The following is a 22771-nucleotide window of genomic DNA, read 5'->3' as shown; positions in this document are numbered from 1 at the left end:
GGGCCATGAAGCTCAGTAAACTGAAATTGAAGCATCAGATATGGCTTATCTTTTTTTTCTCAATCATCATATTTACTGTCATGGAATTTTATTATTATTATAGTTTCTCTAATTTAACCCAGAAGAGAGCCGCCCATTACAGTAACCAGATGATAGAACAAACACGCCGCAAAATTGATTCTGCATTTAGTGATATCAGGGTCAGCACCAGTATTGCGGTCAATAGCAGACGGGTTCAGGAATTTTCTGTAGTGGATGATGATTACAAAAGGGCGTTTAATAGCGGTCCAAATGCATTGGATCTCATGGAATATATGAGATCCTTTAATTCGTATGTGGACGGAATTGTAATTAATGATATTCGGGGAAGACGGCTTTACAGTTTGGCATCAGCAAGCGGAGATATTTTTTTTCTCAATCGTTATGATACTTTTATCCAGAAGTATAAGGAAGATCCTTCGCTGCGGGACAAGGGGATGTTCACTTCGATTCTAAAAGACGATAGAACAGGAACGGAACAGTTCTTTTATATAGCGCCGATTGTGGAGGCCATCGGGGGAATCTATTTCTCCCAAATTACGGGTTACTGTACCGTTTTGGTCAATATGGACAAAATGCAGGGGCTTGTGGAAAATACGGAATTAACGCCCAACTCTATCTTGTACATTCTGAATAGCCGAGATGAGGTGATTGCTTCCACCAATTCCAATGCCCGAGGTGCGTTATTCAGGGAAGTTCTGTCTATGGATAAGGGCATCCTGCTTAACGGGGTCAAAACAACTATCGATGGGGAAGATATTCTTGTCCAGGTTAAGGGTTTGGAGCAGGCGGACGGGTGGCGGGTTGTGAGTATGATTCCAGTGCAAGAGCTTACTGCAGACATGAACCCTATACGGAAAGTCAGCATTATCGTGGGGATTGGGATGATTCTAAGCATGCTTATCATGGGCAGTTTCTTTATGAACAATCTGATGCGTCCGGTGATGGGACTTGTTCTGGATATGAAGAGAGTGGGGAGCCGGGACATGGGCTTCCGCATTAAAGTCCGGTCTACCAATGAAGTAGGCATGCTGGCCTGCGATATTAACCGGGTAATCAATGAAAGGGAACAGATGGCAAGAGATATGATCAATACCCAGGCCAGATTATATGAATCTGAGCTGAGTCAGAAACAGGCGGAGTTTTCTGCCCTGCAAAGCCAGATCAACCCCCATTTTCTCTATAATACGCTCAATTGCATCAGCAGCATCGGATTGGAATACGGAAGCAGGGAGATCGCGCAAATTGCATCTTGCATGTCCAAAATATTCCGGTACAGTATAAGAAAAGATGATCTTGTGCGGATAAGGGAAGAACTGGACTGTATTCAGGCTTATATGAACATTATCGCCATCCGGTATGAAAATAAATTTATCATCGAGATCGATGTGGACGAGGGACTCCTGGAGATGCAAACCCCCAAGATGATTCTCCAACCCATTGTTGAGAATGCGGTCTATCATGGGCTTGAGCGGATGGATCAAGGGGGCCGGCTTCAAGTTACCGGGACCATAGATGCGCATGGGGACGTGTGCTTCCAAATCACGGATACCGGGAAGGGCATGGACCCGGAGCAATTGGCTTCCCTTCAGGCTAAGCTGGGCATGGCATCCCCGGAACCTGCACCAGATGGCCAACCTGCTACAAGCATCGGACTTTCCAATATCCATAACAGGCTCCGGCTATTGTTTGGAGAGGGTTACGGGATCGCCATACAAAGCCGGTTCGGTCATGGGACGACAGTGACCGTGAGGATTCCAAAGCTGTTAAACAACCGCAAACCTTCTGAAGAGTAAGGTTATATCGATAGCCGGACACACTACAATGTAATGTTTTTTCACCAGGACACAACCCTTAATTGGGGATTGTGTCCTTTTTTTCTTCGAATTCCCGGCAATATCAATCAGACGTTGAGAGGGTTAAGTATAATCCGAAGGTCAAGACACTTTTTCTAAAACGGTTACCAAAACAATTTAAGATAGTACATTTTTTAAATTTTCTCTGAAAGTAGAATGAGGACATGGCTGAAAAAATCAATGACAGGGGGATGGATGAAGTTGAAAGCGGTTTTATGGGATAGGAAAAGATTCAGGTATTTGCTGTTTTGTCTCGCAGTGCTGCTGATGCTGCCGCAATGGAACGGAGCGGCTATGGCGGCAGGGCAAACGCCAGATAGGGCGGATTTGGCATCCCGGCAGGAGGGAAAGGATGTGTCTGATTTCTACAATGTTATCATGCAGACAGGGGCCGACCCTTGGGTTTACAAGCATACGGACGGCTATTATTACAACGTCTTTGTCAACGCCAGCGGCATCATGATCCGCAGAGCGAAGACGATTACCGGCATTGATGCGGGCGAGAGAAGCCTAGCCTGGACACCGGTTAAGGGTACAATGTACAGTTCCAATGTTTGGGCACCCGAAATGCACTATCTCAAAGATATCGATGGCAAATACAAATGGTATATTTACTTCGCGGCTGACAACGGAACCAACGCAAACCACCGCATGTATGTGCTGGAGAACGCCAGTGAGAGTCCGATGACCGGAACCTGGGAGTTCAAAGGGAAAATAACCGATTCCACGGACCGCTGGGCGATCGACGGCACTGTGCTGACTGTAAATGAGAAACACTATTTCATCTGGTCCGGATGGGAGGAAACGGATGGGAGTTTCCAAAATCTATATATAGCGGAAATGAGCGATCCACGGACCATCAGCTCGCAGCGGGTATTGATTTCGACGCCTGACCATGATTGGGAAACGTCCCCGGGCAGGATCAACGAAGGTCCCCAAGTCAATATACGCGGTAACACCATCAACTTGGTCTATTCCGCAAACGGAAGCTGGACAGACAGTTACTGCCTCGGACTGATCACGGCCAAGATTGGCGACGATTTGATGAACCCCAGCTCCTGGGTAAAACAGGACAATCCGATTTTCTCCAGCGCCAACGGCGTTTATGGCCCGGGTCACCACAGTCTCACCACTTCTCCCGACGGCAGTGAGGACTGGATTATCTACCATTCCGCCCGCTGGCCAGGATCAGGGTGGACCCGCAATGTCCGAGCGCAGAAATTCATCTGGAACGCAGACGGAACGCCAAACCTGGGAGAGCCCGTCGATCCAAACAAACCGATTGCCAAGCCTTCAGGGGAGCCGGCACGTCAGCGCTATGAGGCGGAAGCAGCCCTGTTGGTGAAAGATCCCAGCGGCGGAACCGGCCCCGGCGTTTGGTGGGAAGGTACCGCTTCCGACGGGAAGAAGATCGCCAATATCAAGAACGCCAATGATTATGCCCAGTTTACAGTCAACGTGCCAGAGGCGGGATTTTATGTGCTGTCTGTGCGCAATGCCAACGGCTCATCGAATGGGGTGGATGCTTCACATATCTTGTCGGTTAACGGCAGTTCCGGCGCCCGTTTGAACATCGTCTATTCCGGCTGGAATCGTTGGGGAGCCTCCACGGTGAAAGTCTATCTTAAACAAGGCAACAATACCATCCGTTTCTCGACGGGTGCCAACCTTGCCGAAATTGACAGCATGGATATATTCAAGCTTGATGTTGCGTCGGAAATTCTATTCGATTCTCCGGGGTACACGCTGGGGTTAGGTGAAAGCCGCAGTTTGCCCGTGTATACGGTAACAGGCACTACCTATTCCCCTGTGGACAGCGGAGTTTCCTTCAGTTCTTCCAACAAAGAGGTCGCTGATATTGATGGGATGGGGGTCAAAGGACTCAAGGCAGGCAGCGCCACGATCACCGCGACATATAACGGAAAGACGGCCACAGCCATGGTTACCGTTGCCGCTGAACCTAAGTCTGTGCAGTCCATTGCCATCAGCGGATTGAACAACATCCTGACCAGCGGGCTGACAGGGCAACTGCAGTTAACAGCTCGCTACAACACCTATGAAGTCCAGGATGTGTCGGCTGACGCCACGTACTTCAGCAGCAAACCAGACGTGGCCAAGGTTACGGTCACCGGTCAGGTATATGACACTGGGCCGGGGGATACGGTGATTACAGCCGTATACGGCGGCAAGGAAGCAAAATTCAACTTAACAGTAACACCCGATCCGTCTCAGGTTCCTCAGATTATTTCTCAAGTAAAAACTCCCTCCGGAGTGACACCGAGGCTGCCCGGCGTTGTTGACGTCAATTACAAGGGTGAGATAAGCATCGCCGAGGTCAGCTGGAAGCTGGAAGGAATACACTTCAACTCACTTGGCACGATTCAGGTGCCTGTCATATTAACACTGAATGGCGAGAAGATTCCTGCTGCCGTTTCCGTAGAAGTGATCCCGGGATGGGGTCTTGATGAGATTGTAGATAACATGCGCAGCAGGATAGTCGGTTTCTCTTATCCGCTGGGCGAAGGCTTGGGAACCTATAGTCAAGATACGTATAATGCTCTCTTGGCTGAGCTGGATCATGCGGAAGAGATGTCTGTAGACCCTGATCTGCGTGAAGAGCAGTTTGAGGAGGCGCTGGATCGCCTTGCTGAAGCGGAAGTAGCCCTGCTTGGCTCACTTAACCTTACCGAGGATGGCGTGACCTATAACGCCTACCGGGATTTCTCCGGCGATGAGACGGGCAAGTACCCTTACGGCATTACCATCGAAGCTCTAACCAATGGCGCTACTGCCACTGTGCAAGAAGAGGACGGGAATAAGTTCCTTCGACTGACCACAACCGCTGTTGCGGGCAAGGCAAATTTGTTCCTGCCGTTTGCAGGCGAGGTCAAGGCAGAAGCGGATCAGCGCATCGTCATCGAATATCGTGCCAGATTAAACAGCAGCTTTCAGTACGCCAATGGTGCCATGGTGAGAAATGACAGCGGCACCGGCAATTATTCCATGGTCACAGCTTTTGATACGGGTAAAATCATCGTACAGAATGGGGGGGCCAAGAAGCCGGTCAAGAACACTTCATACAATACATGGTACAAAATTAAAATGGTGGCAAACTGGGACGCCAAGACTTATACCGTTTATATTAACGATGATCCTGTTCCGGCGGCCACTGACTTCCTCTTCCGCCATACAGGAGGCAGTAAGTTGACCGGCCAGCTGTTCGGCATCGACGGCTACGCTAACGCTTCAATCGACTTCGACGATTTCAAAGTCATGGTTACGGGAGGATCGAAAACTGCGCCGATCACATCCGCGGCTCTTTCGCCAGAAGTTCCGAATGGCCAAAATGGCTGGTATACGCATCCGGTAACGGTAAGTTTGTCAGCAAAAGCTCCACGGGATAGCGTTGCAAAAACCGACTACAGTCTGGACGGCGGGACAACTTGGCAAACCTATACGGCACCAATCACATTCAGCCAAGACGGCACTTACACAGTTACCTATCGTTCGGTTGATCCAGCAGGGAATGAGGAGATGGCGAAAGCCGTCAGCTTTAAGCTGGATACGAAAGACCCGACTATAGAAGTTGTCATTCCTGGAGATGGCGGCACCTATGAAGATAGCGAGGATTTGACCCCTTTAGTGACTACGCTGGATACGGCATCAGGGGTCGACAACAGCAAGACGACGGTGACGCTGGATACGTATTCCTATCCGATCGGCACCACGATCCCACTCTTTTCATTGCCGCTAGGAAGGCATGAGCTTGTGGTGTCTTCAGTTGATCTAGCCGGCAACTCAGGCAATAAAACCGTTGTGTTCTATACCGTAGCAAATATCCATTCGCTAAAGGCATTAGTGACGCGTTTTGCCGAGAGCAAGGAGATCGATAATGCCGGAATTGCCAATAGCCTGCAGAAAAAATTGGAGAACGGCAATTTGAACAGCTTTGTTAACGAGGTGCAGGCGCAAAAAGGAAAACACATATCGAACGATGCGGCAAATTATTTACTTAGGGACGCACGCTTCTTGTTGTCCCGGCAATAATGAGAAGGAAGTATCAAGCCCTGGCGTCTAAATGAAAAGCTAACGCAAACGGGAAAGGGAAGCGCCAAAAAAGGACGCGAGCGAATACGCGTCCTTTTTTTTCTGTACGCGAAAAACAAAAAAATCTATAGAAAAACCTAGAGATTCTTAAGGTATGCACCGGAGGGACTGCGATACAGTATAAACATCATCGAAAAGCAATTAACCAAGAAAGAAGGTTAGAACATGCCAACAACACCTGCGACCGCCGAAACGGACAGTGTGCCGATGGCCAAACAAGCCTTTTACGAGACCAAGAGGTTTCGGCAGAATATTCCGCTGTTCCTCATGCTCGTACCGGGGATCCTGTATTACGTGATATTCCGGTATTTTCCTATGGGCGGGCTTGTGATCGCTTTCAAGGATTACAATTTCCGCGATGGCATTTTGTCCAGCCCTTGGGTGGGACTGGAACCCTGAACCAATAGATAACTTTATTCTCCATGATTTTGAATTCATTTACGATGAGTACAATTTACCAAAGCCTCTAAACTGAACGCTCTAAGAAGTCGCTATTAAGCGGCTTTTTTATCGAAGTAGCTGTTATCCCAAGTCGAGGACAAGAGCTCCTTCGAATGTCGTTGTCGATTCCATATTGGAATGTTGATGCATTAGAGGGCAGGAGAGTGGGACGCTATGCCGAATACCTAATTCTAGATTCAAAACAAAATTAGCAAATAGGAGTGTACATATGGAAGATCAGCTGAACTGGGCCGGGAATTATCGCTACGGATCGATGGAGTTGCTTGAGCCTAAAAGTCTGGAAGAGGTCAAGGAGTTCGTAATGAGTCGCACAAAAATACGCGTGCTTGGCTCACGCCACTCCTTTAATGGGATTGCTGACACCGGTGGCAGCAATCTCTCGCTTCGAAAGATGAATCGGGTCATCGATCTCGACCGCGAAGAGAGAACCGTAACTGTCGAGGGTGGCATTCGGTATGGTGATCTGTGCCGCTATTTAGATGATCATGGCTACGCGTTACATAATTTAGCATCACTGCCACACATCAGCGTGGCCGGTGCTGTGGCCACAGCCACACACGGTTCGGGTGATCTAAATGCAAGCCTAGCGTCTTCTGTACGTAGGATCGAGTTAATAAAAGCGGATGGAGAAGTTATAATACTCACCCGAGGGATAGACCCCGAATTCGATGGGGCGGTTGTTGGACTTGGCGGACTGGGCGTTGTCACAAAGCTTACACTGGATTTAGTCCCCTCGTTTCAGGTAAGTCAGACCGTTTATGACCGACTTCCTTTTTCTGCACTGGATAGTGACATAGAAGAGATTTTATCAGCCGCATACAGTGTCAGCTTGTTCACGGATTGGGCAGAGCCCATATTCAATCAAGTGTGGGTAAAACGAAAGTCGGGAATAAGCGGGGATCAGGTATCATCCCATTTCTTCGGAGCTTTACCGGCAACGGAAAGACGTCATATGGTGACGGGCCAATCCGTGGAGAACTGTAGCGAGCAGCTAGGCGTTCCTGGACCATGGTACGACCGACTGCCTCATTTCCGCATGGAATTTACACCTAGTGCAGGCAACGAGCTGCAAAGTGAATATTTCATACCGCGGCGGCATGCAGTCGAAGCGATTCGTGCACTAAGTAAGCTAAGTGATAGAATTGCTCCGCTGCTCTACACCTCCGAGATACGAACGATAGCCTTGGATACCCACTGGATGAGCCCGTGCTACCAACAAAACAGTGTCGGATTGCATTTTACATGGAAGCCGGATTGGGAGCGCGTGCGCCAGTTACTTCCGCTTGTAGAACGTGAACTGGAACCGTTTGGAGTACGCCCACATTGGGCGAAACTGTTTACGATGGAGTCGGAATTGATACAAGCTCGGTATGAGCGGTTAGCGGATTTTCGTCAGTTGCTACTTCGATACGATCCAATAGGGAAGTTTCGAAATACGTTCCTGGATCATTACATTATGCAGTGATGTAAAGGATTAATTACCATTGAATGAAACACAATGACATTTTGTTTCATTCGTTAAGACCTCCACCACTTGCAATAAGGGTTGGAGGTTTTTTGGTTAGTAAAAGAATATTTATTCTGATGCGAATTAGTATACATATTATAAATTATGTAAACTATTTGAAACATATTTATCAATTTAGACAAAATAAAGCATTTGGCGGAAAAGTGATACGATATTTCAATTAATGTCGCGGGACAAGAACATGGTCCTACAACAAAAGAGCCTTATAACAACAAACGATCAACGTCACGTTTATCTTGTAAAAACTTCAGAAGCAGATGCAAAGCCACAATTATTTCATAGAAGTGATGCTCGCCAACGATATCAAAAGGTTTATTCATTGCCGCTCAATTCCCTAACCGTTCTTTTTTTCTGGCATAAAAATCAGCAGCCTTCTGGCGATTACCGCAAAGGTCCATACTGCACCAGCGGCGTTTGCCGCCTTTGGACGTGTCCACGAAATGGAGGATGCAGGACTCGTGCTCGCACTTGCGTACCCGTTCTGGCGGATACTTAGCAAGCGTTTCGACCAGAGAATGCAATACCGCATAACTGACCCGGTCCTTCAGGCTTCGTCCTTCGTGGATTAGGTGAATACTACCGTTCCGCCGCTCCATCCGAACGTCTAGAACCAGGTCGCAGGACTTCTTCTCGAGTCTGGTATAGGTGCGGTCAGACAAGTTTCCTTCCCGGTGCAGATCGGAGATCGCATCCATGCAAATGTCCCGGAGGCGTACTAGTGTATCGTGAACAGTGACTATTCCTGGATCGTCCGGAAGTTCGTCTTTGAGCAAGCCGTTCACCCCAAGCCACTGTAGCAAGTGGCTCGGTTCTTCAAGAAGATCAACCTTTTGATTGTCTTGCATCACGATTGTATTCGTCAAATTGATCCAAACTGCGCCACCAAGTGTAAATACCTTCTGCTCCATGAATAATTCTCCCTTGTATCGGGTTTTTATAAGCTGCCGTCAACGAGTTACAATGTTACTTTTTCCGTAGTTTTTATCATACTGATATTCACTTTACCTCCCGAAGCCGCTGCCAAGCGGGCGGCAATATTCGGGGTTTCGTTTTAGATAGGCGGATAATTCATCGTTTCATAATGAATGGGTACAAGTGTTGTGGCGCCAAGAACTACGGCTGCAGCCACGGCCTGCTCTGGTGTTAGGCAGATGGGTTGCCCGCTGGGTATCATCCCCGGCAACTCAAGCACTGCTCCGTTGATCGGTAAGAATGCCGCATCGAACGGCCCGTAGTTTTGAGCAAAACTCCACCAGTAACCGTGCCAGAGCGTATCCCCACAATGAATAACTTTACGTCCAGCTCCTTCTACGACCCAAGCAACTTGGATATCGCCGAGACCATCTACAGATGGCAAAGCAGTCACCTTCACATCCCTACTAAGCTCGAAAGATGAGCCCACTGTGACGCCGTTTACGTTCGTTAACCCGACAGCCCGAGTTGCATCTTCCATTCCGGCGGGCACGTATACCTGGATCTTAGAACCGTAAGACTCAATAATGGCAGCTGGATCGAAATGATCCTCATGCAGATGTGTAATCAATACGGCGTCTACATTACCGAAATAGCTGAGCGGATACATGGGCTCACGAGCGCCCCCGAACTCCTCGAGAATGCGAGTAATTGGATCGATGACAATTGTTATATCACCTGTTTCGACTCGGATACCCGCCCAAGGCAATTTTTGAATGTTCATTTACCATCAACCTCCTGTATTATAACCTGATTAAATCTTTTTACCAGTTATAAGTACAACCTAACATAATTATTATAACCAGTAAAAATTATTTTTAATGGTTATATAAAGTTGTTGAAACGCAAGGATCTCTAGAGAGATTTCATATGGACATTGACAAGCTGTTCCATTGAATTTTGACAGCCACTTAGCGTGTTAAAGCGTAAGCCTAAAAGAAATTGGGAAATAAACATGTACATAAGCAAATGGCGGGGACGGGTCTGCAAATATAAAGATATCAAATCCATCCACGAATCATTCCTTTGGATCCATGGACAACCGGCGAAGTATCGGGAAATAATGGGGGAAGCGGGGTCCAATCAACCGGGAGAGGTGGAAAAGGATGAAACTAAAATTGATCAAGGCATTGTGGGGCATGGAGGGCACGGGCACATTGGAAGAGCAGATGGCGCGATCGCTTCCGTCGGCTACGATGGAGTTGAGGCGCCCCTGCCGGCACCTGAAGACGAACAGCGGTTTAAGGAGCTCCTCGCAAGCCATGAGCTTGATTACGTGGGGATGATTTTTACCGAAGGGCCAGACCACTTTGCTTCTTTCGAAGCACAATTGGAACGGGCGAAGTCATTTGGACCAAACCATGTCACTGCCCATTCCTTGAAGGACTATCTTCCTCTTGAAGAGCAGATCGATTATTTCCGGCGAGCCGTACAGCTTGAGCAGCAGATGGGAGTCAAGGTGGGCCATGAAACCCACAGGGGCAGAGCATTATTTAATCCTTGGGATACGGGGAAAGTGCTGAATGCCGTCCCAGGGCTCGGGCTGACGGCCGATTTTAGCCACTGGTGCTGCGTGACCGAATCAACGCTGGAACATTTGGAGAGCGAATTGGATCTGGCCATCGCCCGCAGCGTACATATCCATGGGCGTGTCGGTTATGCGCAAGGACCGCAGGTCCCGGACCCGCGGGCACCCGAGTACGCGCATGAAGTCGCGCGGCATTTTGACTGGTGGCAGCGAATCACCGAAGCGAGACAGCTTGCTGATGCTACCGAATTGACCTTTACTCCGGAATACGGTCCACCGGGTTATCTTCATACGCTGCCTTTTACCAATCAGCCGGTTACGGATCTGTGGCAGGTATGCAACTGGACGGTAGAACAATACCGCGAGAACTTCGAATGCATCCAATCCGTGAAAGCCACCTGACAGACATAGACAAGACTGCACTTAAGAAAAAAATGCAAAAGGCTGCCGCATTGCTTCCAAAGCATGCGGGCAGCCTTTCTTCATATTTGCAGGCGTGGAGGCGGACTACTTTCGATAGAGCTGCCGAAAAGACCGTATGTACTGATATAGGAGTCACTCGTCTACCCGAGCTTAATAACCAACGAATGCCCGGCATTCATCCGAATGTTTGATGAGAAGACGATCACATCTTCTTGCCAGTTGCATTCAAGCACTTCCGTGCCGTTTGGCATTTGATTGAATCCAAGAAGAGGTTCAACGATCTGGAAAAGCTTATACCTGATGTTTCACAAAAAATGCTTTCACAACATCTCCGAGATTTAGAATGGGAGGGTATCGTCGATCGAACGGTCTACCCTGCGATCCCTCCCAAGGTAGAATATTCTCTTAGCGAATACGGCAGAACATTGATTCCGGTAGCAGAAGTCATGTGTGCTTGGGGAGAAAATCATAATAAGCGGAAATATGAAGAGTCCGTATCATAAACATGGTTCAATGAACTTGTATACAATTACAATCCACTGAAAGCAAAAGCTGCCACGGGAATTCGGGCAGCTTTTTTTGATGCTTGCTTTTAAGTAAGTACCCTACTTTAAAGTGGGTTCTTAACATCAGTTTGAAGTGATGCTAAGTTTGAGTTAATCAAATATGAGGGGTCCGTTGAAGAGGAGGAAAGAACAATGAAAATTATTGTTTTTGGATTTTGCATATATTGGCTTCAATCGCGATCATTGGTCCCGCTTTAGTGCTACCGATCATTCGAAGATCCGCTAGAACAGCGAAGAGAAGACTCGGATAATAAATAGAGAGTCTGCGAATATGCTCGTAAAGCTTGGAGGTTCATATGATGTGGGAAAAGTTCGGGCTGAAGAACCCTAAAATGATCAACTTTATCTGACAAAGGGTTCTCAGACCGAGCCAAATGAACGCGCTTTATTTGCTGATAAGTTGCGTTCTTGGATAAAGGAAAACATTTAAGGTCGAAGAGGAGCGAATGATAACCCTAATAGGAGATGAACCTGAGATTACATGGGCCTTACTAGAGGATCGAGAAAAAATAGCCGCTTCGCTAGTTGGCTCCTTTTTGTTTCATTGAAGTATCGGGCAGGTTAGCTGGAAAGGAATGAAGAACTAATTACAAGTTAAGTGTGTCTAACAAATGGCTAATTAAGCGGAATGGGTGGGGATGAACCATTAAGAAACTCTCAAAAAAAGTATTCTTGGTTTCTGTGGTCGGTATATTATCGTTATTTGCTCTTATGTGCTTATTTGGCATCATCTTCTTTGCGGGATTATGGTATAAAGATGTATTTATGTAATTCATCATTGTGTTCTAAGAACAGGAAATGCTTCACTAACGGGTACGATATCCCGGCGATGGAACTCGCCCAACAAATTGGCCAGACGCATGGGGAAATCCTTCGTTATGGGGCCCTTTATTAAGTATATTCATGCTGGCAATGGACAACGCTTAAGGTTAAGTATTATCTTATGCGGGAGGTCGTCGCTTCTTGAAATTTGAACTAGGACGTTGCTTACTGAATGAACGATTGATGGAATCCGGAAAGTCAGCGGAATGGCTGGCAAAAGACTTGCTTTTTAAACCGGAACGAGTTTACGACTTTATTGAAAACAAAAGAGTGATGCCACTCAAAATTGCTATATCGATCGCCGATTCCATCGGTTGTGATGTTCGTGCCTTGTATGAATTAATTCCGAACGATAATGAAGTAAAGGGAGATTAATGGAATAAGTGGTAGGTTGCATTAAGACTACAAATGTGATCGATTATGCTTAGCAATGGATCGATCCGCCTCCGCCTCTGATTGGTGACGGATTTGGCAATGAAAAATAGTAGTGCGGTATGGATCACAAATTATTATAACAATGAATAATCGACATTTTTTTTGTGGGAAATACCCTAGGGAGATGATACACTTAAATACGACATAAAATACATATCATCTCTATTAACAGGGGGAAATCGAAGGATGATTCAGTACTATCGCAACAAAACATGGCTGTGCGCCTTTCTGCTGACGATTTTTTTGGCAGGATTTTGCATGTTCATGTCAGCAGATTCCGCACAGGCACAGGGGAAGAGCATACCTGTTGAGAAATTAAAAAAGATAAGCAGATTGTCTTTTAATTTAAGGGATACGTATCAGAACTCCTATACGGTTTATATTTACGCTCAAAATGAAAAATCATCAACCTTGACCGAAATGGACTACTGGACCGGAAATAAGCCGGGGGACAAGCAATACACAGGTACATATAAAGCAGCTCTCGTCAAAAAAGGAGCGACGTATGGTACGATACAATCCGTGAACCTTGGCCTGCATTCGGTTACGCTGCCCCAGACCTGGCATTATACGATTCGAAGCCAAGAAAAGGGCACGCCGGATATTCTGATGATTACAGAATGGGGGACATCTAATTTCAATCTGGCTACCCCTTTCATTATTCGTTCGGGGTCGCTGATGCCCGTGAAGTTCGTCGATCATAAAGGCAAAAAAATGGATAACTACTATCCTGCAGGACGGGAAGAGGGCGTTCGCATGCTGTCAGATGCACGGGTGCAGTTCAAGTTTTACAATAACGCTGTTTTCAAGAATGCCGTAAATACGTTCAAACTTAACGTGAGCAAGCTGGAATTGCGTTTGACGGAGACGCGATACACGGATTATGATCATCCATCCTGGCCAAACTCAGGTATCGGTGACCGCGCTTATCTCGAAAGCCTGAAGGCTGCTGCCAAGAAAGGGATTCTTCCCGACCTGCCAGGAATCAAGCTCGGCATGACTCATAAATCGCTCCAAAGTACGCTTAAAAAAGCCAAGCTGCGGGAAAACGGTGAATGGGGTGCATTTTATGTCTATCAGAACTATGCGATAGGCTTCGATTCCTATCTCCATGAGCTGGATTCCAGCTCAAGACTTATGGTATTCAACCTTTTTGCCGAAAAGCGAAATTTGTACCCGTCAACAGTTAAATTGTGGCTTGGCAAACCGAATGATGAATTTTTCAATGAGGCTGATGGCGTGTATGACATGATTTACAACTTTGGTTCAGGCAAGCTGTCATTTCATTACGAGGAAGAGGATGGACAAATCTTCTTGGCAACGATTTATAGATAGTTGGTTGATGAACCGGCCACTCGGAATTATCAGTTCTACAGCAAGCCTCGAGTCTTAACAATTGTCGTTTGAGAATTCGATAAATCGACATTTACGGATTATTGGGTTAGCCAGAAATTCTGGCTAGCCTTTTTTATACTCGTTTTACGATGGGATGAACGGGGTATCGAAAATGGCAAATGCCCGATGTAAATGGATTTTTCAAGGAAAAGAATTTAGAATGATATATGATAAACACGAAAGAATCTGGAGCTTAAATTGCCCCAGATTCTTATTTGTCTCAAGACATATTCGTATAAGGATTAAGTGATCATGGTTTCCGCTGCTTTTCTGGCGATGGCGTCAACAGGTTTAAACAGATTACTAAGTACGATTATGGTTGTATCAGCTTCTAGATAGTCTAAGTATATAGAGCAAAAGCCAATAATTTTTCCACTATGTCCGACTAATCTGCCGTATTGTGTATGTTGGGTTATCCATCCGTTGCCATGATGGCCGTTGTGGGACGAAACCTGTTACGGCTTCGCCGAACTAGCGAAGAATGATAGCTTAATTAAAACACGGCTACCGGCATGGATCGGCAGCCGTGTTACGCAAACGGGACATGATAGCTCAATAAAAAGTGAAGGCAGCCGGCTTCTTATCGGCTGGCGGAACAGGTTATGGTCATGGTGGAATAGGAACAAGTATGACAGCTACCTTAGTTCTTTTCATTTTGCTGGTTATTAAAACTAGATCTTTCTTTTTCTAAACAAATAACATTTTTTAAACTCTGCCAGCCTTGTGCTGACAGGGTTTAATTTCTCAAAATTTCGTAAACTAGCGGAATCTACATTATTATCGGTAACCTTCGATCTCATTCATTGTAGAGGGTATAACTGCCGTGACCTTTTGTCCAACGCGTTCATATGCTACGTTGTCAAAGAAAGGGGTGATGAGATGGAAGCCTATTATAGCTGCATGCGATTCATGAATCAGAAAGTCCGCATTACGACAAGAGACGGTTGTGTACACGTAGGAAGAATCGTAAAAGTGGATTGTGATAATGTGTACTTGGAGACAGATCGAAGAGACGGAACTGTAACGACCTCCGCTTTCTTCCCCTTCGGATTCGGGGCTCGCAGCTCCATTTTAACATTAAGCCTGTTCACACTGCTCGCGATTGCTCTAATCTAATGTGCCGATCTCCTCGCTACGAGGAGATTTTTTTTGGAATCAAAAAACACGAAGCGCAGCCAAGAATGCTCTTCGTGTTGCCTCAATCCATCCCGATGAAGTCACGCACGCCACCTTGTTTTACTGCGGCAAGAGATTCGTCTCGCTTTGAAGCAGATTCCGACCGAAGCATTTCAAGTTATTGTTCAAATGGATGAGACTTACTTTCTGTACTCGGAAAAGGGCAAGCGGAATATTGCCAAACGTAAGCCACGTAAACGTGGCGGAAAAGCACATTTTCTCAGGGATAAGCCCTCAATCATACATTCAATAAAACAAACCCAAATATGAGGTCTTCTCGTTCGTTGCAGAGGGCTGTTTGTAAGATCATTTTTTTCTTGATTTAGATTTTGATAGTCTTCACCAACGAGAACCAACTTGTTCTGTTTCGAAATTCAACAATCCCTGCGTGCATGGAGAACAGTTAAAATGTATCCCTGGAGAGTGGGCTTGCCCCACTCCTTTTTATGCGGGCAGGGATTATAATCCATCGTGACAGTGAAAAGTTTGGATGGAGGGGGGGAACCTCAGAAAGGGCTGCTGCTGCTTGCTTCCGATAAAATGTTAGCGCCTTCACAAAAAAACGCAAGCAAGAATACAATCGGGCGAACTGAGCTGCGCTGCCTTATTATTGTTCGGCAGATGAATAATCTTGAGGAGGTATTTATGATTACCATTACAAGAAAAGCAGTTAGTCTGTTGGTCGTGCTTGCCGTTATAATCACAGGATTGTTACCCCGAGCTGCGGAAGCTGCCAAAATCGATAGCTATTCTATTTCTTCAATGGATATGACGGATGCCGCTGATCCGACATCTTTGGCACAGAGCGCCATAGCACCGGCCACGATACAAAACTACCCGATGCCATCCATCTATACCGCATCCAGCGTGTTTTCATTGAAAGCCGATAACAAAGCGATTCCTGTAATCAGTTATCTGGCTGACTATGACTATGCCCAATTTTCTTTTTCCGGCACGGTCCGAATCGAAGTTACCAACAATGTGCCGATTACATCATTCTCCATCAGTCCTCAGGCTAAAAACATCGAAGGCACAGTTAACGGGAACAAGCTGACGTTCACGCTTTCATCCTCAACCTATGTCATCGTAAAAATCAATGACCAGAGGAAGAAGATTGTCATCGCGGCAGACCCCTTGGAAACGGATATACCCCCGTCCGCAGGTGCCGGGATTTTTAATGTGACACAGTCGCCATACCACGCGGATAACACGGGATCATCGCTGGCATCGGACGCGATTCAGCAGGCGATCGATGACGCCCATCAAGCCGGCGGCGGCGTAGTTTTCGTTCCGGCAGGTGTTTATAAGAGCGGGAACCTGACATTAAAAAGCAACGTGACCTTTTACCTGGCCGGAGGCGCCGTCATTGCAGGCACAGGCAAGGGGGAAGACTACGTGATTGATTTTCGCAAGGATTCACGAAATGCAGATGGAACGTATTTTATTCGCACGGCCGTAGACTCCACCAATATTACGATTCGGGGACGGGGAACGATTGATGGTAAAGGCATTGCGATGCGAGAGCGAAAGATGCCGGCGCCAAATAAAAATGAAGGTTTCCTCAATAATCTGCTCGTTCCGATCGCAACATCCAATTTTACTTTTGACGGCTTAATATTGCGGGATGGCGGTTTCTGGTCGTTTATGGTGGTTCGTTCCGACAATGTAACCATAAACAATCTTAAAGGATTCCAGGATTTATACAAAATCGAGAATGACGTTATCGATATCAACGAGAGTCAGAATGTGCTTGTTCAACATTCGATAGCTATATCGGATGATGACACATATTCCACTAAAACCTGGCTGCAGACGGGGATGTCAAAAGACTGGCCGGGCGAGCTTGAACATTTGGAAAATGTGGTCTTTGATGACGCTTTTGCATGGACAAGATGTGCGGCTTTCAAGATTGGCATGGGGGTAGCCCAACCGCAGATCGGCGTTACTATCCGAAACTCGTATGTATTTCAAAGCGCCCGGGCATTGCTTGTTGATCATGGATACCAACTGAATACTCTCCCGGAGGAAGGTTACGCCAAAAATATTACGTTTGAGAATATCGACATCGAACGCGTCGGTATCAATCAATTCGGGAACTATTGGCTTGGGGTATCCACCAGCACTTCCGGCGATGTAAGCAATGTTGTAGTCAAGAACATCAATGTTCGCGAGACCGGCACCCAGAAATCCAGAATTTCCGGGAATGCCACGAAAGGCGGAAGGGTTAACGGCGTCACGTTTACAGATGTTTATGTTGGAGGGAAGCTTGCCACAACCTTGGACGACTTGAATGTTACCGTTAATAACAATGTATATGGTATCGTTTTTGCCAATTCCAAGCCGCCGCTATTCAGCGACAATTTCGAAGACGGAAATACGGCGGGTTGGACGTCGATGTCCGGCAGTTGGACCGTCCCGACAGTTGGCACGAATCGCGTGTTGTCCAGCGGGAACCAGACAGCCACCTCCCTGATTACCGCTAATAGCGGGGGTTCATGGACGGATTACGCATATGAAGCCAGATTAAGAATGCCCATCACCAATGCCAACGCGGGCATGGTCTTCAGGGTGCAGGATGCAAACAATTATTATATGTATCGCATTCATTCATCGAATCAACAGCTGGAGTTGTTCAAATCCGTGAATGGACAACTGACGCTTGTAAACAGTACGCCGTTCACGGCTATTGAGAAGCAGTGGTATACAGTTAAGGCTGTTATGCAAGGGAACACGATATCCTGTTACGTGGATGGAGAATTAAAGATGGAATGGACCAATCCTGTCACCGAATTGACGGCTGGGGGGATCGGATTTCGGACCACCTCGGCCGGCGTCCATTTTGACGATGCCATGGTTAGCCTCATCAATAAAGCGCCTGAGGAGATTGCCCTTTCACACAACAGTGTTGTTGAAAACACGACGGCGGGAGGCATGGTCGGAACCTTTTCCACCAGCGACCCTGATGCGGAAGAAACATTTACTTATATGCTGACAGCAGGTGCAGGGGATGTGGACAACAGCAGCTTCACCATATCGGACAATATGTTGATTCTAGCCGTAACGCCTGATTACGAAGCCAAGGACAGCTACAGCATCCGGGTGAGGAGCACAGATTCAGGCGGACTGTATGTTGAGAAGTCCTTTACGATCCATGTCACGGACGTGAATGAACCTCCCGTGTATCCGGATCCTACGGTCATCCAATTCAGCGACGATTTTGAAGATGGAAATACGGTAGGTTGGACGTCTGCTTCAGGTTCCTGGAATGTGACAACTGACGGCACAAAAGCCTTGATTCAGAATCAAGCAGCCACTGCAGTCATTACTGCCGGCGATTCGTGGACGGATTATACGTATGAAGCCAAAGCGAAAATGCCCATCACCAATGCCAACGCAGGGATTCTCTTCAGGGTACAGGATGCAGGTAATTTCTATATGTTCCGAATCCATTCCGCAGCCCAAAAGCTGGAGTTGTACAAATCCGTGGACAACGTCATGACCCTTGTATCCAGTACCCCGTTTACAGCTCAGGCGAACCAGTGGTATACGATGAAGGCTTCCATTGAAGGGAACACAATAAAAGGTTATGTGGGTGGGGAACTGAAAATGGAATGGACCAATCCCGAAACAGAACTGACAGCAGGGAAAATAGGGTTTCGGACCACCTCGGCTGGCGTAACTTTTGATGATGCTTTGGTTCTGACGCCTGACCCGATTTAGTTAGCAAAACATTCTGTACCGGTAAGAATAACGTCTATCGACTTACATTCACAGAAGACAGACCGCGTTTAGCAGTAGTTTTTCTTGCGATTATAGAATTGTTCAGCTCCGTTGCAAGCTTATAAATTCTATAACTTCAAAAAAAGCCGATCCACAGGTCGGTCACCGTTTATGGGACCCTAAGAAGGAGCTGCCCCTAAAGCCATGACATGGCTGCCCGGGACAGCTTCGTTTTTTTACGTTGTTGAACAGGGGCTGCAGTGACATAATCAAAGCAAAGAATTTAACGGAAGGCGTGAAAAGCTTGGAGTACCTCCGCAGGCAATCGTTCCGCAACAAACTCAAGGTCGCTTTTCTGGCCGTCATCGTGCTTTCTGTTCTAATGACCGGAGGACTGTCTTATTATATCTCGACTGCGACGCTGGAAAAAAATGCACTGAAGCTCACGCAGGACACGGTGGTCAGATCCGCACAGATTGTGGATGAGAAGCTGAACAAACTGATGTTGATTATGATGACGTTTATGATCAGCCAGCCTTTCTACGATATGCTGAAGGATGCCGCCTCCGGGGATGCCAGCAGATATTACATGCATCTGAACGATCTTGACAACGTTTTCTCGCAGGCTCGGATCGCCGAGCCGCTAATCCAATCGATCTACGTATTTACGCCGATTGGCGAGTTCTATCCTTCGTCCATGAACCGAAATCGGCTCACTGCATTTGAGGATACCATTCTGTATGCGCGAATTGAACAAGAGAAAAAGAATCTTTGGGTGGAAGGCCATGAGGATATGCTATTCTCCGGAAAGGAACGCGTTATCTCTCTCATTCTGGAGCCGATCTTTGACACGCCGGTCAGCGGTGTTTATATTGTCGTGAATATCCGTGAGGACGGCTTCCGCAAGCTGGTGCAGGGGAACACCGCGGAAGGGGCGTCCAGCTTCTTGCTGAACGCTGAAGGAGAGACGGTCTATCCCGTGAAGGAACCGCTGGTCAGGCAGGTGGTGGACGCGGGAAATTTAAGTGGCATAATGAACCGCTCGGAGGGAAGTCAACCCTTTGAACTGGACGGACAAACCTATCTGCTCAATTATGCCCGTATCGGCATAGCGGATTGGACGATGACCACCATCCGTTCCCGGGCCGATGTGCTCCAGGACATGGTGTATGTTAAATGGCTGATCGCTGGGGTTACACTGGCTGCTTTTACCGTCACCACGCTGATCTCGGGCGCATTTGCGCGCTATTTGCTGAAGCCGCTGCAAGGGCTGCTGAAGGTGATGAAAAGGGTCGAGAACAACGATCTGAGCGCTCGATTTGAAAGCAGCAGCGGAGATGAACTAGGTCAGGTGGGATACCGGTTTAACCGGATGCTGGAACAGATTGTGGTGTTGATTGATGAGGTCACGGAGGCGCAGACGCATAAGCGGACAGCCGAGATTAAGGCACTGTCGGCGCAGATGGACCCGCATTTTCTGTACAACACGCTCAACACCATCTACTGGAAGTTGAAATTGAAGCAGATCGAGCCGTCGCAGCAAATGGTCATGTCGCTCTCCCGCCTGTTCCAGCTCGGGCTGAACAACGGTCAGGAGATAACGACATTGTCGAAAGAACTGGAGCATTTGCGCCAGTATCTGGAGCTGCAGTTAAGCTGCTATGAAGACTTATTCTCTTATGAGATCCATGTACGTGAACCGGAGCTGTCATCGCTTTCGATTCCGCGCATCATTTTGCAGCCGCTGGTGGAGAACAGCATTTTGCACGGTTTTCGCGACCTGAAGCACGGGGGCCGGATTGAGATCGAAATCACGGAGGACGGGGAACGCTGGACGATTGCCGTACGTGATAACGGCATCGGCATGAACGAAGACCAGGTACGCGCGCTCTTCTGCCGGGAATCGAAGAAGGGATATGCGGTGTCCAATCTGATCCTGCGGCTCCGGCTCTATTATGGGAACGGTGCGGAATTTCATGTAGACAGTGCGCCGGAGCGTGGAACCGAAATACGGATTACTTTGCCCAAGAAAGGGGAGCATTTGGATGAGCAATTCTGAGGCGATCAGTCTCTGCATTATCGACGATATTAAAAGCGTGGTGGAAGGGCTGACCGCGATGAACTGGGAAGAGCAGGGGATTCGCGTTGCAGGTGTTTCGAGCAATGGGGAAGAGGGGCTTAAGCTGATCAATGGGTTGCGGCCGGATCTGGTTATTACCGATATCCGAATGCCGATCATGGACGGGTTGAGCATGCTGCGTTTGGTGCTGGAAGAGAACCCCGGCTGCAAGGTCATTCTGATCAGCGGCTATGCCGACTTTGAATATGCGCAGCAGGCGGTGCAGCTGGGAGCGTTTGATTTTGTGGTGAAGCCCTTTTCAGAAGAAGACATGATGTCGGCTGTGCTGCAAGCAAAAGCAGAAATCATAGAAGAGAGGTCCAAGCGGATAAGTCTGAGGGAAATGGAGAACAAGCTCCGTGAAAGCATGCCTGCGCTGCGGCAGGAATACTTTGCGCTGCTCGTAAGCCACCGCACTTCATGGGAAGAGGCATCGGAACGGTGGAAGTTTTTGAACATTGAGCTGGAGCCGCGCGGCTTCGTGGTGATGCTGATAGAAATTGACCGTTTCCGGGAACAGGTTGCCGAGCAGTCCATCCAGGAGATCGAGCTGATCCGGTTTTCGCTGTTGAATATTATGCAGGAGACGCTTGCCCATTATGCACGCAGCGTTCTTTTCCGAGCCCGTCATGACCAGTACCTGGCCGTACTGAACGATACAGGACCGTCCAGTCCGATCGAAATTGCCGAGCAGTGCTGTCGGAATATGGAACGATATACCAAGTTCACGGTCTCGGTCGGGGTCGGCGGCAGAGTGGAGGAGATCAGCGGGCTGCCGGATTCCTACCGGCAGGCTCATCGTGCTCTCTCCCATCACCTGTTCACCGAAGGCAATGCGGCCATTATGTATGACGATATCCTCCAGAGCGGCAGTCAGGAGCCGCTGGCGCTGGAGTACAAGGACGAGCTGCTGCTGGCCCTGCGTTCTGGGAATGTCGTCCGGACGGACGCGATGCTGTCCGCGATTTCGGAAGCGCTGCAGAAACGGATCTCACGGCAAAATCCGGATTATCTCCTCAGCCTGTACGATGAGCTGGCCGCTTCAGCGATCCGCACACTTTACGAAATGGTTCCGTATTCGGAGATACAGCCGCTGATTCAGAAATTCAGAGTAGTGCAAGGGACAGCGGGGCTGCCGCTGGCCTCTTTGCAGCGTCAACTGCTTGCCTTGTGCACGGAGGGAGCCGAGCTGGTTCGCCGGAACAGCTTATCCGAAGGGCAGAAGGTGATTTATAAAGCCATAGGCTATATCAAGGGCCGCTTGGCCGAGGATATTACCGTCGGCGAATGCGCCGGCCATGTGCACCTCAGCGCCAGCTACTTTTCCAGCTTGTTCAAGCAGGTGACCGGGATGACGGTCACGCAGTTTATCACCTCGGAACGCATTCAAAAAGCGAGGCAGCTGCTGGTGGAGGGGGCGCAGGTGCAGGAGGTGGCTGCGGCGGTAGGGTATGAGGAGCGCAGATATTTCAGCGAGATGTTCAAGAAGATCACCGGCCAGACACCGTCGGAATTCAGGGCGGGCTATCACATGGATCGGCCGGAGGCATGAGGCGAGTGCTGCAGGAGACCATAGAATTCTATCCCTTGAGAGTGAATTTGCCTCACTCCTTTTCCAAGTAC

Annotated in this window: 14 protein-coding genes and 1 pseudogene; 13 read left to right on the top strand and 2 right to left on the bottom strand. The window is 47.9% G+C overall.

Going from position 1 to position 22771, the window contains the following annotated elements; genetic code table 11:
* Nucleotides 1-5: 5 nt before the first annotated feature.
* From MHH48_RS18185 to MHH48_RS18170, 4 genes are all read left to right on the top strand, one after another.
* The gene (locus MHH48_RS18185) at nucleotides 6-1835 is read left to right on the top strand and encodes a sensor histidine kinase (RefSeq protein WP_076321382.1); all 1830 of its coding nucleotides are present in this window, start codon (nucleotides 6-8) and stop codon (nucleotides 1833-1835) included.
* Between the two features lie 255 nt (nucleotides 1836-2090).
* Nucleotides 2091-5942, top strand: coding sequence for a family 43 glycosylhydrolase (locus tag MHH48_RS18180; RefSeq protein ID WP_256720423.1), 3852 nt, complete (start codon nucleotides 2091-2093; stop codon nucleotides 5940-5942).
* Nucleotides 5943-6167: 225 nt separating this feature from the next.
* Nucleotides 6168-6401, top strand: coding sequence for a hypothetical protein (locus tag MHH48_RS18175; RefSeq protein WP_306023962.1), 234 nt, complete (start codon nucleotides 6168-6170; stop codon nucleotides 6399-6401).
* A gap of 271 nt (nucleotides 6402-6672) precedes the next feature.
* Complete coding sequence (locus MHH48_RS18170; RefSeq protein ID WP_076321381.1) at nucleotides 6673-7929, top strand: FAD-binding protein; 1257 nt, start codon at nucleotides 6673-6675, stop codon at nucleotides 7927-7929.
* Nucleotides 7930-8318: 389 nt separating this feature from the next.
* Here MHH48_RS18170 and MHH48_RS18165 read toward each other — a convergent pair whose 3' ends face one another.
* Together MHH48_RS18165 and MHH48_RS18160 are read right to left on the bottom strand one after the other, a co-directional pair.
* On the bottom strand, nucleotides 8319-8900 hold the full coding sequence (locus MHH48_RS18165) for a CGNR zinc finger domain-containing protein (RefSeq protein ID WP_076321380.1): 582 nt from the start codon (nucleotides 8898-8900) through the stop codon (nucleotides 8319-8321).
* Nucleotides 8901-9043: 143 nt separating this feature from the next.
* The gene (locus MHH48_RS18160) at nucleotides 9044-9688 is read right to left on the bottom strand and encodes an MBL fold metallo-hydrolase (protein WP_256720422.1); all 645 of its coding nucleotides are present in this window, start codon (nucleotides 9686-9688) and stop codon (nucleotides 9044-9046) included.
* 231 nt (nucleotides 9689-9919) lie between these two features.
* On the opposite strand from MHH48_RS18160, the gene MHH48_RS18155 reads away from it, so the two are divergent.
* The 9 genes and pseudogenes from MHH48_RS18155 (at nucleotide 9920) to MHH48_RS18115 (ending at nucleotide 22700) form a co-directional block, all read left to right on the top strand.
* A complete protein-coding gene (locus MHH48_RS18155; protein WP_256720421.1) occupies nucleotides 9920-10894 on the top strand; it encodes a TIM barrel protein in 975 nt (324 codons plus the stop codon).
* A gap of 233 nt (nucleotides 10895-11127) precedes the next feature.
* A complete protein-coding gene (locus MHH48_RS18150; protein ID WP_256720420.1) occupies nucleotides 11128-11418 on the top strand; it encodes a winged helix-turn-helix transcriptional regulator in 291 nt (96 codons plus the stop codon).
* Nucleotides 11419-12444: 1026 nt separating this feature from the next.
* Nucleotides 12445-12678 carry a transcriptional regulator gene (locus MHH48_RS18145; protein WP_076106729.1) on the top strand — a complete coding sequence of 78 codons (234 nt, stop codon included), beginning with the start codon at nucleotides 12445-12447 and terminating at the stop codon, nucleotides 12676-12678.
* Nucleotides 12679-12924: 246 nt separating this feature from the next.
* On the top strand, nucleotides 12925-14073 hold the full coding sequence (locus MHH48_RS18140; protein WP_076321379.1) for a hypothetical protein: 1149 nt from the start codon (nucleotides 12925-12927) through the stop codon (nucleotides 14071-14073).
* A gap of 939 nt (nucleotides 14074-15012) precedes the next feature.
* Nucleotides 15013-15249 carry a hypothetical protein gene (locus MHH48_RS18135; protein ID WP_076321378.1) on the top strand — a complete coding sequence of 79 codons (237 nt, stop codon included), beginning with the start codon at nucleotides 15013-15015 and terminating at the stop codon, nucleotides 15247-15249.
* A 100-nt stretch (nucleotides 15250-15349) separates the two neighbouring features.
* Nucleotides 15350-15522, top strand: a pseudogene (locus MHH48_RS18130) (IS1595 family transposase); the annotation flags it as partial.
* Nucleotides 15523-15954: 432 nt separating this feature from the next.
* The gene (locus MHH48_RS18125; RefSeq protein WP_076322134.1) at nucleotides 15955-19029 is read left to right on the top strand and encodes a family 16 glycoside hydrolase; all 3075 of its coding nucleotides are present in this window, start codon (nucleotides 15955-15957) and stop codon (nucleotides 19027-19029) included.
* Between the two features lie 304 nt (nucleotides 19030-19333).
* Nucleotides 19334-21088, top strand: coding sequence for a sensor histidine kinase (locus MHH48_RS18120; protein WP_076321377.1), 1755 nt, complete (start codon nucleotides 19334-19336; stop codon nucleotides 21086-21088).
* A complete protein-coding gene (locus tag MHH48_RS18115) occupies nucleotides 21075-22700 on the top strand; it encodes a response regulator (protein WP_076321376.1) in 1626 nt (541 codons plus the stop codon). Before MHH48_RS18120 ends, MHH48_RS18115 begins: the two co-directional genes overlap by 14 nt.
* Nucleotides 22701-22771 lie beyond the last annotated feature (71 nt).

The organism is Paenibacillus sp. FSL F4-0100 (assembly GCF_037993005.1).
In the GTDB taxonomy this organism is placed as follows: Bacteria; Bacillota; Bacilli; order Paenibacillales; family Paenibacillaceae; genus Paenibacillus_AQ.
Note: the sequence above shows the minus strand (reverse complement) of the source record. Positions and strands in the feature narration are given on the sequence as shown.

Excerpts from the sequence above, each read along its gene's own strand:
- MHH48_RS18185 (WP_076321382.1), top strand. The coding sequence starts at position 6 with ATGAAGCTCAGTAAACTGAAATTGAAGCATCAGATATGGCTTATCTTT.
- MHH48_RS18180 (WP_256720423.1), top strand. The coding sequence starts at position 2,091 with ATGAAGTTGAAAGCGGTTTTATGGGATAGGAAAAGATTCAGGTATTTG.
- MHH48_RS18175 (WP_306023962.1), top strand. The coding sequence starts at position 6,168 with ATGCCAACAACACCTGCGACCGCCGAAACGGACAGTGTGCCGATGGCC.
- MHH48_RS18170 (WP_076321381.1), top strand. The coding sequence starts at position 6,673 with ATGGAAGATCAGCTGAACTGGGCCGGGAATTATCGCTACGGATCGATG.
- MHH48_RS18165 (WP_076321380.1), bottom strand. The coding sequence starts at position 8,900 with ATGGAGCAGAAGGTATTTACACTTGGTGGCGCAGTTTGGATCAATTTG.
- MHH48_RS18160 (WP_256720422.1), bottom strand. The coding sequence starts at position 9,688 with ATGAACATTCAAAAATTGCCTTGGGCGGGTATCCGAGTCGAAACAGGT.
- MHH48_RS18155 (WP_256720421.1), top strand. The coding sequence starts at position 9,920 with ATGTACATAAGCAAATGGCGGGGACGGGTCTGCAAATATAAAGATATC.
- MHH48_RS18140 (WP_076321379.1), top strand. The coding sequence starts at position 12,925 with ATGATTCAGTACTATCGCAACAAAACATGGCTGTGCGCCTTTCTGCTG.
- MHH48_RS18135 (WP_076321378.1), top strand. The coding sequence starts at position 15,013 with ATGGAAGCCTATTATAGCTGCATGCGATTCATGAATCAGAAAGTCCGC.
- MHH48_RS18125 (WP_076322134.1), top strand. The coding sequence starts at position 15,955 with ATGATTACCATTACAAGAAAAGCAGTTAGTCTGTTGGTCGTGCTTGCC.
- MHH48_RS18115 (WP_076321376.1), top strand. The coding sequence starts at position 21,075 with ATGAGCAATTCTGAGGCGATCAGTCTCTGCATTATCGACGATATTAAA.